Raw genomic sequence first — 12,847 nt, forward strand, 5'->3', positions numbered from 1 at the left:
GCGGCGGGACGCTCAGGCGGCATAGGCGGGACGCTCGGGCGGCACAGGCGGGAGGCTTGGGCTGGAAGGTTGGGCGACACAGGCGGGCGGCGCAGGCGGTGCGGGCGCCGCCGCGGGGGTCCTGTGCCGACCCGGGTCCAGGCGACGCGGGCAGGCGCACCGGGCCGACCCGCGACGCGGCGGGCACCCGAGGCCGGCCGGGCGGCACTGACCCGGAGCCGGACCCGGGCGCGCCCCCGGGGCGGCCGGCCGGGAGGGCGGGATCGGGTGCCGGCCCGGTGCCGGGCGTCAGGCGTCGCAGGCCGTGAGGAGGGTTTCCACCTCCTTCGACACCGCTCGGGCGAAGACGTCCAGGTCCGGAACGGCCTGGGCGTCGGCCACCAGGCCGTAGTGCACGTGGCCGCGGTACGTGGAGATGGCGACCGCGAGCGACTGGCCGGGGGCCAGCGGGGCCAGCGGGTACACCTCGGTCAGGTCGTGGCCGCCGAGCCTGAGGCCGAGGCCGGGCAGCGGGACGCTGGTGACGAGGATGTCGAACCAGAGCCGGGCTGCCTGGCCGACCAGCGGGCCGCCGAGCCGGTGGCCGAGCGCGGGCACGTGGTCGGCGAGCAGGGCGACGGCGCCGGCGCCCCGGTCGGGGCCCGCGTCCTTGTTGCGGACCATCGCGGTGCGCACGGTGTCGAGGCGGCGCAGCGGGTCGGGGTCGTCGACCGGAAGCCGTATCAGGTAGCCGGAGAGCCGGTTGCCCTGTGGCTGGGCGGTGCGCGGCCGACGCCGGGAGACGGGGATGAGGGCGCGCGGCGCCACCCCCTCGCTGCCGTCGCCGCGCTCGTCCAGCCAGCGGCGCAGGGCGCCGGCGACGACGGCGATGAGGACGTCGTTGACGGTGCCGCCCACGCTCTTGCGGACGCGGTGCACGTCGTCGATGTCCAGGACCACCCCGGCCGTGCGGCGGGTGCCGCTGGGCGCGGAGGTCAGCGCCGACGAGGGCCGCATGCCGAGGGTCGAGCGGGCCAGCGAGGCGCCGATGTCGAGGGCCCGGCCGGCGTCCGACAGGGCGCCCCTGACCAGCCCGGGCAGGAGGGCGGGCAGTCTGCGCATGTCGGAGAGCAGGCCGCGCGGCGGCTCGACGGGGCGCGGGCCGCGTTCGGGCAGGTCGACCGGGTCCAGCACGCCGGCGGCGAGCTTGAGCGCGCGCAGGCCGTCGGCGAGGGCGTGGTGGAACTTGAACAGCACGGCGAAGGAGACGCCGTCCTCGCCGGGCAGCACGTGCGCCTCCCACGGCGGCCGGCCGCGCTCCAGCGGACGCTCCATCAGGCGCCCCGCCGCGCCGTGGAAGTCGGCGGTCGGGGCGTGCAGGCGTACGTGGTTCAGCGGGTCGAAGTCCGGGTCGGTCTCCCGGGTGGCGCCCCCGAAGGCGAGCGGCTGCCAGACGTCCCGGATGCGCATGCGCAGCCCGGGCACGGCGGCGGCCCGCGCGGCGAGCAGGTCGGCGGCGTGGGCGCCCGCCGTGGGCGAGTGCGTGGCGAAGACACCGAGCGCGCCCAGGTGCATCGGGTGCCGGTCGGACTCCATGTTCCAGAAGGCCAGGTCGAGGGGAGCGAGCAGGTCGGAAGTCAAGGGCTTGCCTCGCGTCGACGGGAAGAGAGCGGGAGCGAGAGGGAGCGAGAGGGAGCGAGAGGGAGCGAGAGGGAGCGACAAGGACGGGGACTAACGGTCGTGCAGGACAACAGTCAAGACGCGGAGGGCGATTACGGTCAAGTACGATCAAGCTACGCTCAGTTAACAGCAGATTAAGTCCCGCCTCTCGGGGAGCGGCGGGACACATGAGTCCTGAGGTCACTTCAGCACCGGGGGCGCCGCCTGGGGTGACGTACCCCACTCGGACGGGCGCGGGCCGACCGTGAACGCGACGTCGCGCAGGGAGCGCAGTGCGTCCGTCGTCAGATAGGTCCGGGTGTGCGGCCTGCCGTCCGTGCGGACCGCCTGGACATAGCGGTCGGCGGCGGAGGTGCCGGGTGCGGTGACCGTGAGCCCGCCGCCCGGCCAGAAGCGGCGGTCGAGCGTGAGGTCGACACGGTCGAACACCGGCGTGGACAGGCCCCAGGTGCTGTAGCCGGGCTGGATCGGGAAGAGCCCGATCGACGACAGCACGTTCCAGGCGGACATGGTGCCGAGGTCGTCGTTCCCGGTCATGCCGGTGGGACCGTCGGTGAAGAGGGTCAGCGCCGCGTGCACCACGTCCGTGGTCTTCCAGGGCTGCCCGGTGGCCAGGTAGGTGTACGGCGCGACGAGGTCGGGCTCGTTCATCGGGTTGTACTTGTCGGCGTTGTAGTAGTCGTACGCGTCCCCGTGCACCCACACCTCGCGGGCCGTGCGCGCCGGGTCGGCCAGCAGCCGGTCGTAGGCGAAGAAGGTGTCCAGGCGTTCGTTGGCCGCGCGTGCGCCGCCGATCAGGCCGATCATGCCGGGCAGGTCCTGCGGCACCAGCCACTGGTACTGCCAGGCGGTGCCCTCGTGGAAGCCGGTGCCGCGGGCCGGGTCCGCCGGGCCGGTGAAGGCGCCGGAGGCGTCCCGGGCCCGGAAGAAGCCGGTCGAGGGATCGAAGAGGGTGCGGTAGTTGCGCGACCGTGCGGCGTAGCGGGCGGCGTCCGCGTCGTGGCCGAGACCCCGGGCCATCTGGGCGAGCACCGCGTCGGCGAGCGCGTACTCCAGGGTGACGGACGCGCCGTGGTGGTAGTCGGAGTCGCCCAGCTTCGACAGCGGGCGGTCCTTGACGAAGGGGGCGTAGCCGTGGGCGATGTACTCGGCGTTGGCCTCCCGGCCGATGCCCGGGTAGCCGGCGGGCGGCACCCCGTCGGCGTTCTTGCGCAGCGCCCGGTAGGCCCGCTCCTCGAACCCCTTGAGCAGGCCCGTCTGGTAGGCGGTGGTCAGGAAGGGGGTGACCGGGTCGCCGCTCATGCAGTTCGTCTCGACCGGCCCGTAGCCCCACTTGGGCAGCCAGCCGCCGTCCTCGTCCACCTTCACCACCGACAGCGCCATGTCGCGGGCCTCGCGCGGCGCGAGCAGCGCGAGCAGCTGGGCCTGGGTGCGGTAGGTGTCCCACAGCGACCAGTTCTGGTAGTACGTGAACCGTTCCGCGCGGTGGACGCGGCGGTCCCAGCCGGTGTAGCGGCCGTCGGCGTCGCTGCCGATGTTGGGCGCGAGGAACGAGCGGTACAGCGACGAGTAGAAGGTGCGGCGCAGCGTCGGGTCGCCGCCCCGGACGCGCACGGTGGCGAGCCGCCGCTCCCACTCCTCGCGGGCCCGGCGCCGTACCGCGTCGAAGGACCGGCCGCCGCCGGCCCGCAGGTTGACGGCCGCGCCGCGCGCGTCGACGTACGACAGGGCGGTGGTGGCCTCGACGGTACGGTCCTTCGTCGTGTCGAAGCGGACGTAGGCGCCGCCCCGGCCGGTGCGGGCGCCCGCTGTGACGGCCGCCCCGTCCCAGGTGCCGTAGGCGGTGAACGGCCGGCTGAACCGGGTGATCGTGTAGACGGTGTACGGGCCGGTGTCACGGCAGAAACCGTGGCCGGTGATCTCGGTGCGCACGGTGTGGTCGTCGAGGATCTCGACCGAGCTGGAGACCGGCTTGTGCAGCGCCTGGGCCGCGTTCAGCAGGACGTTGGCCCGGCCGGTGGCCGGGAAGGTGTAGCGCTGCACCCCGGTGCGCTCGGTCGCGGTCAGCTCGGCGCGGATGCCGGAGTCGAGGCCGACGCGGTAGTAGCCGGGGCTCGCCTGCTCGTCGGCGTGCGAGAAGCCCGCCGCGTAGCGTGCGTAGTCCGTCTGGGTCACCTCGCCCGTGGTGGGCAGCACGGGCAGGTCGCCGCCGATCCGGCAGCCGACGCCCGAGAGATGGACCAGCGAGAAGCCGCGGACGCGGTTCTGGGTGTAGTCGTAGCCGGTGCTGTGCCCGGTGTCAGGGGAGAGCTGCACCATGCCGAAGGGCACGGTCGCGCCGGGGAAGGTGTTGCCCTCGTTCTGGCTCCCGATAAAGGGGTTCACCAGGTCGGTGAGGTGGCCGTCGGTCCGCTCGGCGGCTCGTGCGGCGGGGGTGGCGATCAGCGCGGACGCTGCCATCACCCCGGCCAGGCACAGCCGCGTGCGCCGGGTCCCTCTCATGTCGGATTCCCTCCGAAGGTTCGACATCGTTGCCTGCATCGTGGCGGGCGAACGAGGCGAACCCGGGCATTCCGAGAGGGTGATACGGCGCGCGTCGCGCGCGGGAGCCGTCCGACGGCGCGCGCGTCAGGGCACGCGCTGCCCCTTCCCGAGCGCGATCACGCCGCCCTCGGAGACGGTGTACAGCTCGGCGTCCCGCTCCGGGTTGACGCCGATCGTCGCGCCCGGCGGCACCTCGACGTTCTTGTCCAGCACGGCGCCGCGGACGATCGCGCCCCGGCCGATGTGCACGTTGTCGTGCAGCACCGAGCCCTGCACGACCGCGCCCGGGTCGACCCGCACGCCGGGCGAGAGCACGGACCGGGTGACCTGGCCGCGGATCAGGCAGCCCGCGCTGATGATGGACTCGCTCGCGATGCCGCCCGCGTTGAACCGGGCCGGCGAGAGCTGGTTGGAGTGCGTGTAGGTGGGCCACTGACGGTTGTACAGGTTGAAGGCGGGCCGCTCGGCGATCAGGTCCATGTGCGCCTCGTGGTAGGCGTCGAGGGTGCCGACATCCCGCCAGTAGCCCTGGTCGCGGCTGGTCTCGCCGGGCACGTGGTTGTCGCTGAAATCGTAGAGCTGGGCCTCGCCGCGGCTCGTGAGCTGCGGCAGGATCGAGCCGCCCATGTCGTGCACGGACTGCGCGTCCTCGGCGTCGCGTTGCAGCGCCTCGATGAGCGCCTTGGTGGTGAAGATGTAGTTCCCCATCGAGGCGAACACGCACTCGGGGTCGTCGGCGAGACCGGGCGGGTCCGCGGGCTTCTCCAGGAAGCGCTCGACAGTGCGCCCGTCCGAGCCCGGGGTGATCACCCCGAACGACGACGACTCCGAGCGGGGCACACGGATGCCGGCCACCGTCACCCCGGCGCCGCCCTCGATGTGCTGGGCGAGCATCTGCCGCGGGTCCATCCGGTAGACGTGGTCGGCGCCGAACACGGCCACGTACTCCGGCTGTTCGTCGTACACGAGGTTCAGCGACTGCAGGATGGCGTCGGCGCTGCCCAGGTACCAGCGCGGGCCCAGGCGCTGCTGGGCCGGAACCGGGGTGACGTAGTTGCCGAGCAGGCTGGACATCCGCCAGGTGGTGGTGATGTGCCGGTCCAGCGAGTGCGACTTGTACTGGGTCAGCACACAGATGCGCAGGACGTCGGCGTTCACCAGGTTGGACAGCACGAAGTCGACGAGCCGGTAGGTGCCGCCGAAGGTGACGGCGGGCTTGGCCCGGTCCGTGGTGAGCGGCATCAGGCGCTTGCCCTCCCCGCCCGCCAGCACGATCCCGAGCACCGAGGGCCGTCCGCCCCGGCCCACACCGCTCCCGCGGGGGTAGTCCCATCCACGCACGGCCGCTCCCCTCACCCTGGTTCCACCATGGATGCCCCGAGCACGCGGGACTAAGCCTGCTTGAGGATCTCCTCGTACAGTCCCGCGGTGCGCCGGGCCACCGCGTCCCAGCCGAACTCCTCGACCGCGCGCACCCGTCCCGCCTCCCCCATCCGGCGGGCCGCGTCCGGGTCGCCGAGCACGGTGTCCAGCGCCCGGGCGAGGTTCGCCTCGAAGGCGTCGTCCACGTCGACCAGCAGGCCAGTACGGCCGTCGGCGACGACCTCGGGGATTCCGCCGACGCCGGAGGCGACGACCGGCGTGCCGCAGGCCATGGCCTCCAGGTTGACGATGCCGAGGGGTTCGTACACCGAGGGGCACACGAACACCGCCGCCCGGGTGAGGAGTTGGATGACGTCGGCGCGCGGCAGCATCTGCGGGATCCAGAACACGCCCTCGCGGACCCGGCTCAGCTCCTCGTGCAGCTCCCGGAACTCGCGGTCGATCTCGGGGGTGTCGGGGGCGCCCGCGCACAGCACCACCTGGGCGCCCGGGTCGATGTCCCGCACCGCGCGCAGCAGATGCGGGACGCCCTTCTGCCGGGTGATCCGGCCGACGAACAGCACGTAGGGACGGTTCGGGTCGATGCCGTGCCGGGCGAGCGCGTCGGTGCCGTGGTCCGGACGGTACAGGGCGGTGTCGATGCCGTTGTGCACGACGTGCACCCGCGCCGGGTCCAGCGCCGGGTAGCAGGCGAGGATGTCCTCGCGCATGGCACCCGAGACGGCGATCACCGCGTCGGCCGCCTCGACGGCGGTGCGCTCGGTCCAGCTCGACAGCGCGTACCCGCCGCCCAGTTGCTCGGCCTTCCAGGGGCGCAGCGGCTCCAGCGAGTGGGCGGTCACCACGTGCGGGACGCCGTACAGCAGTTTGGCGAGGTGGCCGGCGAGGTTGGCGTACCAGGTGTGGGAGTGGACGAGTTCGCGGCCTTCGAGCGCGGCCGCGATGGAGAGGTCGACCGAGAAGGTGCGCAGCGCGTCGTTGGAGCCGTCGAGGACGGCCCAGGGGCGGTGGCGCACCACGCCGACGCCGCGGCCCTCGCCCCAGCAGTGCACCTCGAGGTCCACCAGCGCGCTCAGCTCCCGGGCGAGGAACTCCACATGGACGCCCGCGCCGCCGTACACGTCCGGCGGGTACTCCCGGGTCAGCAGTCCCACTCGCACCCGACAACTCCCTGGTCTCGCCGACAGGTTCCCTTTCATGGTCACCCAGATGCGGCGCCCGGGGAAGAGCCCGGCGGGCGGCTGAAGCAGCAGTCGCCGCAGACTCCGCCGCCGGGGACGCGGTAGTACAGGCAGCAGCTGCGGCGGCGGAAGGCCGCGACGGTGCGGGTGCCGGTGGCGCGGTCGCTCGCGGTGCCGGTGGTACGGGCGGCTGTGGGGCCGGTGGTACGGGCGGCTGTGGGGCCGGTGGTACGGGTGCCGGTGGTGCGCAGCAGGGGGTGGGCGAAAAGACCATCGGTCAGGAGGCGGGTCCGCTCGGCCACGTCGGTACGGCCGTGGACGCGGGCCCAGCGGTCCAGTTCGCGGGCCGCGCCGGCGAGCGCCGAGCCGGCGTTGCCCCACAGCAGGCCGGCCGCGACTCCGTACCGGGCCGTCAGGGCTTCCCCTAGGGGACGGAGATGGCCGTGCAGCACGGTCTCCGCGAGGGCGCCCGGACCCCCGGGCGCCTCCCGCACCTCGGTCAGCCACAGGTCGTCCGGGGCGGGCGCGGCGCCGTCCCAGCACAGCAGCGCGGGGCCGAGATCGGGCACCCGGCCGTACAGGGCGGCGCACGCCAGGGCCGTGGACCACAGGCGCGCGGCCAGCCCCTGGTGGGCGATGGAGGCGGCGACCCGCGCCTCACCGGTGCGGAGCCGGTCCGCGACCGTGGCGACCCGCGAGGTCAGCGCGTTGCGGGTCGCGCCGTCCGCCGCCGTCGCCCCGTCCGCCGTCCATGGGGCGGCCGTTGCGGCCGTGGCGGCTTTCCCGGCCGTCGCGTAGGTCTCCGCGAGGGTGGGCGGGAGCACGGCGGCCGGGTGCCGGGCACCCGCGCCGGTGCGCAGGACGAAGAAGCCGCCGAGCGGCCGGAGGGCGGCGAGGTGCGGGTCGAGGTCCACGAGGAGCATCACTACCAGGCCGCGCCGCCACCCCGGAGCCTGGGTTCCCCTGCCGCCGCCGCCCGCCTTGGGGATGAGCGGCCGTCCCGCGTACTCCATCGGCAGTAGGACCCATTGCGTGCTCAGGAACGACGACGGGGAGGGCCCGAACGGGCAGAGTGTGGACCATGGAAGCCGACCGTACGCCGCGCCGGGCCCAGGGGTCCCGCCTCACGCGAAGGAACTGCCGATGAGCGCCCTCGCGTTGTCCGTGCTGCTGTCGTTCGTGTCCGCCGTGGCGTACGCGGGCGGGGCGATCGTGCAGGAGCAGGTGGCGCTGTCCTCGCCCGGCGGGTCGTACATGCCGCTGCGCCGGGCCGGCTGGTGGGCGGCGCTGGGCCTGAACGGGCTCGGCGGCGTCCTGCACGTCGTGGCGCTCGCCTACGGCCCGCTCAGCCTCGTGCAGCCGCTCGGCGCCCTGACCATCGTCTTCGCCCTGCCCCTTGCCGCGCTGTGCGTGGGCCGCAGGGCCGGGGCGACCGCCTGGCGCGGCGCCGTGATGGCCACCGTCGGCCTCGCCGGCCTGCTGTCCGTGGTCGGCTCCGCCGGGACCCACTCCCTCGACCCGGCCCAGCGGGTGGCCGTCGCGCTGGTCACCGGCGGGGCGGTCGCGACGTTGACGGTGGCCGGTCTGGCCGCGCACCGGCACCCCGCCGTGCGCAGTGTGCTGCTGGCCACCGCCGCCGGCATCGCCTTCGGCATGTCCTCGGTGTTCACCAAGACCGTCGCGGTCGACTGGGACGCCGGGATCGGCCTCGGCGACCTGCCCTCCCTGGCGGTCATCGGCGTGTTCGCGACCGCGGGCGTGCTGCTCTCGCAGGCCTCCTACCGGGGCGGCGGGCTGGCCGCGCCGCTGGCCACGCTCACCGTGGTCAACCCGGTGCTGGCCGCCGCGGTCGGCATCCTGATGTTCGGTGAGACGTTCCGCTACGGCACCACGGGCACCCTGCTCGCCCTCGGCTGCGGCGTGGTGGCCTGCGGCGGTCTGATCCTGCTGACGACGGAACGGCTCGAACCGGAGCGGGAGCCGGTCCCCGGGGAGGGGGTGGTCCCCTCGTCGGCGTGGGTGGCGGACGACGCGGCTCAGGTGTCCGGGTTCGCGGCCCGGGAGGCGCTGGCGGCGGTGCCCCGGCAGCGGGGGGCCGCGACGGAGTCCGGGCGGGACTCCGCGGGGCTCGCGGAGATCGGTGAGCCCGACCCCGACGAGCTCGCGGAACTGGCGGAGATCGCCGGCATCGCGTGGGCCACCGAGGTCGTACGGATGACGGAGATGGCGGAATTCGCGGGAGATCCGGCCCCAGCGGGGATCGGCCCGGAGTTCGCCGGCTTGCCCGGCTACACGGGCTCCACCGGGTACGCGGGCTCCACCGAGTACGCGGGCTCCACCGAGTACGCGGGAGGCCCGGGAGCCGCAGGTGTTCCGGGCCTCGCGGAGGGGCCGGCGGCCGAGCCGGAGCCCGCGGACGTGCCGGGAGCCGTGGGCGCGCGGGGAGCCCTGGGCGGACCGGGGGCCGTGGGCGCGCCGGACACCGTAGGCGCTCCGGGTAACACGGCTGGTCCGGGCAATACCGATGTGCCGGACACCTTGGGCGGGCCGGACACCGCGAGCGTGCCGGAGGCCCCCGGTGGCCCGGGGACCCCGCGCGGGCCCGAGGACGCGGTGCCCGCGGCGGGCGCGGCAGGTGCGGCGGCCACGGCGGACGCGGCAGGTGCGGCGGCCCCGGTGTTCGCCTTCCCGCCGTCGTACACCCCGCTGTCCGCGACCTTCTACGTGCCGCTGCCGGTCCTGCACCGGCAACGGCAGCGGTACGCGCGGGTCAGATCCTGACGCCGCCGGCCCGCAGGTACGCGAGCGGGTCGATGTCCGAACCGAAGCCGGGCCCCGTCCGCACCTCGAAGTGCAGATGCGGGCCCGTGACGTTCCCGGTGGCCCCGGAGCGGCCCATGCGCTGACCGGCGGAGACACTCTGCCCGGCGCGCACGGAGATGGCGGACAGGTGCCCGTACTGGGTGTAGCGCCCGTTCGCGTGCCGGATCACCACCTGGTAGCCGTAGGAGCCTCCCCAGCCCGCGGCGACCACGTGCCCGGCCGCCGCCGCGTGGACGGAGGTCCCGGTCGGCACCAGGAAGTCGATGCCCGTGTGGTAGCCCTTCGACCAGTGCGACCCCCCTACGTGGTACCCGGTCCCGATGGCGGCGTGCACGGGGGCGACGAGCGTGTGCCCGTCGGTGTGCGTGGGCGCGTGGGTGTGCGTGTGCGTGTGCGTCTGATGGGTCTTCTTCTCCGAAGGCGCCTTCTTCTGCGAAGGCTGCTTCTTCTTCGGGGTCTTGGGCTTGCCCCCGGTGTGCGGGTCGGGCGCAGGCGAGGCGGTGGGGCGCAGGTCGAGCCGCTGACCGGGCAGGATCAGGTCGGGATCGGGACCGATGGTGGCGCGGTTGCCCGCGTACAGCCGCCGCCAGCCGCCCCGCACGTGCTGCTCGCCCGCGATGCCGGAGAGCGTGTCGCCGTGCACCACGGTGTACATCTCGGCCCGGCCCGCGCGGGACTGCGGGGTCGTCTGCGGCTGCACGTCCCGCACGGAGGTGGTCCTCACCGGGTGCGAGCCGGCGCTGTCCGTGTGCGGTTCGGGTGCGCCGCCGCCCCGGTTCAGCCCGGCCCGCACCGAGCACACCGGCCAGGCGCCGGGGCCCTGGCCGTCCAGGACCTTCTCGGCGACCGCGATCTGCTGGTCCCTGGTGGCGAGGTCGGCGCGCGGCGCGTACCGGGTGCCGCCGTAGGCCGCCCAGGTGGACTGGGTGAACTGCAGCCCGCCGTAGTAGCCGTTGCCGCTGTTGATGCTCCAGTTGCCGCTGGACTCGCAGGCGGCGACCTTGTTCCAGGTCGACGCGTCGGCCGCGTCGGCGACGCCCGTGGCGACCAGCGGGATGGCGAGTCCGGCACCGCCCGCCGTGACGGTGAGTGAGGCGCGGTTGATCCTGGTCGGCTGGTACCGGCGATGCCGGCCGCGTACGGCCATGTCCGAAATCCCCTCGGCATGCGTCAGGAGCGGCAAAAGTAAGCGCTGCGAACAGGCCATGACAAGACGGGAAATCAGCCTCTCGACGCGGGCAAGTGGCCGGTATCGGGCCCTTCTTGAGGGGATCGGCGGCGAGCTGCGGCGACGCTGAGGCGACCGGCGGCTTCCATGCGTACACATGCCTGGCGGGTCGGATGTGCGCTCGCCGTAGCGGCACGTCAGGATGGGCGAGGGCCCGTACTGACGGAGCCGTAGTCACGAGGCAGCTAGGGAGCATGCGGTATGAGCACTTCAGCGCAGATCGGCGTCACGGGACTCGCGGTCATGGGCCGCAACCTCGCCCGGAACTTCGCGCGCAACGGCTACACGGTCGCCGTGCACAACCGCACGGTGTCGCGGGCGCGGGCGCTGGTGGAGGAGTTCGGCGACGAGGGGGACTTCATCCTGGCCGAGTCCGCCAAGGAGTTCGTGGCCGCCCTGGAGCGTCCCCGCCGGCTCGTCATCATGGTCAAGGCCGGCGACCCGACGGATGCCGTGATCGAGGAGTTCGCGCCGCTGCTGGAGCCCGGCGACATGATCATCGACGGGGGCAACGCGCACTTCGCGGACACCCGCCGCCGGGAGAAGGCGCTGCGCGAGCGGGGCATCCACTTCGTCGGCATGGGTGTGTCCGGCGGCGAGGAGGGCGCGCTGCACGGGCCGAGCATCATGCCGGGCGGCCCGCGGGAGTCCTACGACTCCCTGGGCCCGATGCTGGAGAAGATCTCCGCGAAGGCGGCCGACGGCGCGCCGTGCGTCACGCACGTGGGCCCGGACGGCGCCGGTCACTTCGTGAAGATGGTGCACAACGGCATCGAGTACGCCGACATGCAGCTGATCGGCGAGGCCTACCAGCTGCTGCGTGACGTCGCCGGGTACTCCCCCGCGCAGATCGCGGACATCTTCCGCACCTGGAACACGGGCCGGCTGGACTCGTACCTGATCGAGATCACCGCCGAGGTCCTGTCCCACGTGGACGAGGCGACCGGCAAGCCGTTCGTGGACGTGGTGGTCGACCAGGCCGAGCAGAAGGGCACCGGCCGCTGGACGGTGCAGATCGCGCTCGACCTCGGCGTGCCCGTCTCGGGCATCGCGGAGGCGGTCTTCGCCCGCTCCCTGTCCGGCCACGCGGCGCTGCGGGAGGCCTCGCGGGGCCTGGCGGGACCGCAGCCGTCCCCGCTGTCCGAGTCGGAGGCGGCGGCCTTCGCCGACCGGGTCGAGCAGGCGCTGTACGCGTCGAAGATCGTGTCGTACACGCAGGGCTTCCACGAGATCGCCGCGGGCAGCGAGGAGTACGACTGGGACATCGACCTGGGCGCCGTCTCCGCCATCTGGCGCGGTGGCTGCATCATCCGCGCGGCCTTCCTCGACCGCATCCGGGCCGCCTACGACGCCCGGGCCGACCTGCCGAGCCTGCTGTCGGACGAGACGTTCGCCCAGGAGATCGCCGCCGCGCAGGACGACTGGCGCGAGGTGCTGGTCGCGGCGACCCGCCAGGGCGTGCCGACCCCCGGCTTCGCGGCGGCGCTGGCGTACTACGACGCGCTGCGCGCGCAGCGGCTGCCCGCGGCGCTCACCCAGGGCCAGCGGGACTTCTTCGGCGCCCACACCTACCGCCGGGTGGACCGGGACGGCTCCTTCCACACGCTGTGGGGCGGGGACCGGTCGGAGGTCCCGGCGTAGCGCTCCGCGCTCCGCGAAGGCGGCAAGCGGCGGCCCCCTCCCCACGTTCCCCGGTTCAGGGGGTGGGGCGGGGGCCGGTCTGTGTATGCGGACAGGGGGCGGTCTGCGTATCCGGACGGTGCCGCCGAGCCGTGCCGAGAGGCCGAGGGGGTCGACCGGCGCCGGTCCCTCGGTCCCGCTCGCTGCGGAGCCCCTGGGGCTTCGGCCCCTCCTCCGGCCGCTCAGCTGAGGGGCGGGCCCGGCTCGGGGCTCGGTGTGGGTTCCGGCCCCGGCGGGATCGGGGACGGCGAGGGCTCGGGCGGGCCCGGCGCGCGGGGGGGACCAAGGCGACCCGGGGGGGGGGGGGGGGCGGGGGGGGGGCCCCCCGCCCCGCCCCCCCCACCGGTGA

General features: G+C 74.1%; 7 protein-coding genes and 1 pseudogene. 2 read left to right on the forward strand and 6 right to left on the reverse strand.

Features of this window, described 5'->3' with window-relative positions; genetic code table 11:
* Positions 1-288: 288 nt before the first annotated feature.
* The 5 genes from V7E45_RS33385 to V7E45_RS33405 form a co-directional block, all read right to left on the reverse strand.
* Positions 289-1,620: a wax ester/triacylglycerol synthase family O-acyltransferase gene (locus tag V7E45_RS33385; RefSeq protein WP_333777990.1), complete on the reverse strand. Its 1,332-nt coding sequence runs from the start codon at positions 1,618-1,620 to the stop codon at positions 289-291.
* Positions 1,621-1,839: 219 nt separating this feature from the next.
* Positions 1,840-4,161 carry a GH92 family glycosyl hydrolase gene (locus V7E45_RS33390; RefSeq protein ID WP_333777991.1) on the reverse strand — a complete coding sequence of 774 codons (2,322 nt, stop codon included), beginning with the start codon at positions 4,159-4,161 and terminating at the stop codon, positions 1,840-1,842.
* Positions 4,162-4,287: 126 nt separating this feature from the next.
* Positions 4,288-5,487, reverse strand: a complete 1,200-nt coding sequence (glgC, locus tag V7E45_RS33395) for a glucose-1-phosphate adenylyltransferase (RefSeq protein WP_443056319.1) — start codon at positions 5,485-5,487, stop codon at positions 4,288-4,290.
* Between the two features lie 107 nt (positions 5,488-5,594).
* Positions 5,595-6,746: a glycogen synthase gene (gene glgA, locus V7E45_RS33400; RefSeq protein ID WP_333777992.1), complete on the reverse strand. Its 1,152-nt coding sequence runs from the start codon at positions 6,744-6,746 to the stop codon at positions 5,595-5,597.
* Positions 6,747-6,787: 41 nt separating this feature from the next.
* Positions 6,788-7,681, reverse strand: a complete 894-nt coding sequence (locus tag V7E45_RS33405; protein ID WP_333777997.1) for a (2Fe-2S)-binding protein — start codon at positions 7,679-7,681, stop codon at positions 6,788-6,790.
* 229 nt (positions 7,682-7,910) lie between these two features.
* Between V7E45_RS33405 and V7E45_RS40765 the strand changes: the two are divergent.
* A pseudogene (locus V7E45_RS40765) lies at positions 7,911-8,777 on the forward strand (DMT family transporter); the annotation flags it as partial.
* A gap of 760 nt (positions 8,778-9,537) precedes the next feature.
* Here the strand turns inward: V7E45_RS40765 and V7E45_RS33415 are convergent.
* Positions 9,538-10,737: a transglycosylase family protein gene (locus V7E45_RS33415; protein WP_333777994.1), complete on the reverse strand. Its 1,200-nt coding sequence runs from the start codon at positions 10,735-10,737 to the stop codon at positions 9,538-9,540.
* Positions 10,738-11,019: 282 nt separating this feature from the next.
* On the opposite strand from V7E45_RS33415, the gene gndA reads away from it, so the two are divergent.
* The gene (gndA, locus tag V7E45_RS33420) at positions 11,020-12,459 is read left to right on the forward strand and encodes an NADP-dependent phosphogluconate dehydrogenase (protein ID WP_333777995.1); all 1,440 of its coding nucleotides are present in this window, start codon (positions 11,020-11,022) and stop codon (positions 12,457-12,459) included.
* Positions 12,460-12,847 lie beyond the last annotated feature (388 nt).

This window comes from Streptomyces sp. IBSBF 3136, from assembly GCF_036815105.1.
In the GTDB taxonomy this organism is placed as follows: Bacteria; Actinomycetota; Actinomycetes; order Streptomycetales; family Streptomycetaceae; genus Streptomyces.

Coding starts and splice junctions, on each gene's coding strand:
- V7E45_RS33390 (WP_333777991.1), bottom strand. CDS start 4,161: ATGAGAGGGACCCGGCGCACGCGGCTGTGCCTGGCCGGGGTGATGGCA.
- gndA (WP_333777995.1), top strand. CDS start 11,020: ATGAGCACTTCAGCGCAGATCGGCGTCACGGGACTCGCGGTCATGGGC.
- V7E45_RS33415 (WP_333777994.1), bottom strand. CDS start 10,737: ATGGCCGTACGCGGCCGGCATCGCCGGTACCAGCCGACCAGGATCAAC.